Source organism: Streptomyces sp. MB09-02B (genome assembly GCF_033794485.1).
Lineage (GTDB): Bacteria > Actinomycetota > Actinomycetes > Streptomycetales > Streptomycetaceae > Streptomyces.
Genome location: NZ_JARGEE010000862.1, coordinates 1 through 1,344, shown reverse-complemented (window position 1 = coordinate 1,344; position 1,344 = coordinate 1). Strand labels below are relative to the sequence as shown.

Sequence of the window (1,344 nt, the reverse complement as noted above, 5' to 3'; positions counted from 1 at the left end):
GGACAGGAGGAGGGAGGGGGCCCCACGTCGAGGTGGCGGAAGATGGGGGTGTGAGTGATGTGAGGCATGTGCTGGTGTTGCCGGATCGGGACGCGGCTGAGGAGGTTGTCGAGGCGCTGCGGGAGCGGTTCGGGCTGGATGAGGAGCCGCAGCTGGTGCGGGACGCGTTGGCCGGGGAGGACGACGCCGAGGACGCGCAGTGGCTGGTGGTGCTGGGGGACGAGCGGGAGCGGCTCGATCCGGTGGCGTTGGACGAGTTCGCGGGGGAGTGGGAGGGGTGGCGGGAGGAGCCGTGACGCTCCGATGGGGAGCCGGGTGACTGATCGGCCGTTCGTCGGGTGCGGGTTCGTGGGGGTTGCTCGCGCAGTTCCCCGCGCCCCTGGCGGGGCGCGGTTGCCGCGGGGGGTTGTCAGTGGGGCGTGGGATGCTGTCCCGGATGGCCAAGAAGACTGTGAACGATGATCCTCTCGCCCCCGTGACGCTCGCCGTGGGGCAGGAGGAGCTGCTGCTCGACCGTGCCGTGCAGGTGGTGGTGGCCGCCGCGAGGGCCGCTGACGCCGACACGGATGTGCGGGATCTGACCTCGGACCAGTTGCAGCCCGGCACCCTCGCCGAGCTGACGAGTCCGTCGCTCTTCGCGGAGCGCAAGGTCGTGGTCGTACGCAACGCGCAGGATCTGTCGGCCGACACGGTCAAGGACGTGAAGGCGTATCTGGGGGCTCCCGCCGAGGAGATCACCCTGGTGCTGCTGCACGCGGGCGGGGCCAAGGGCAAGGGGCTGCTGGACGCGGCGCGCAAGGTGGGGGCGCGCGAGGTGGCCTGCCCCAAGATGACGAAGCCGGGGGACCGGCTGGCGTTCGTGCGGGGTGAGTTCCGGACGCTCGGGCGGTCCGCGACGCCCGAGGCGTGCCAGGCGCTCGTCGACGCGATCGGGAGTGATCTGCGCGAGTTGGCGTCCGCGGCGTCGCAGTTGGTGGCGGACGTCGAGGGGACGATCGACGAGGCGGTGGTCGGGCGGTACTACACGGGGCGGGCGGAGGCGTCGAGCTTCGAGGTGGCCGATCGGGCCGTCGAGGGGCGGGCCGCGGAGGCGTTGGAGGCGCTGCGGTGGTCGCTGGCGACGGGGGTGGCGCCGGTGTTGATCACCAGTGCGTTGGCCCAGGGGGTGCGGGCGATCGGGAAGTTGTCGTCGGCGCGGGGTGGGCGGCCGGGGGATCTGGCGCGGGAGCTGGGGATGCCGCCGTGGAAGATCGATCGGGTGCGGCAGCAGATGCGGGGGTGGACGCCGGACGGGGTGGCCGTGGCGTTGCGGGCGGTCGCCGAGGCTGATGCGGGGGTCAAGGG

General features: G+C 72.6%; 2 protein-coding genes. Both read left to right on the top strand.

Translation table 11 applies throughout. From position 1 onward, the window contains the following. Window positions 1–50: 50 nt before the first annotated feature. Window positions 51–296, top strand: coding sequence for a hypothetical protein (locus tag P1P70_RS44690; protein ID WP_319248235.1), 246 nt, complete (start codon window positions 51–53; stop codon window positions 294–296). 140 nt (window positions 297–436) lie between these two features. Beyond that, a partial coding sequence (gene holA / locus P1P70_RS44685) for a DNA polymerase III subunit delta (protein ID WP_319248233.1) occupies window positions 437–1,344 on the top strand: 908 nt, incomplete at its 3' end.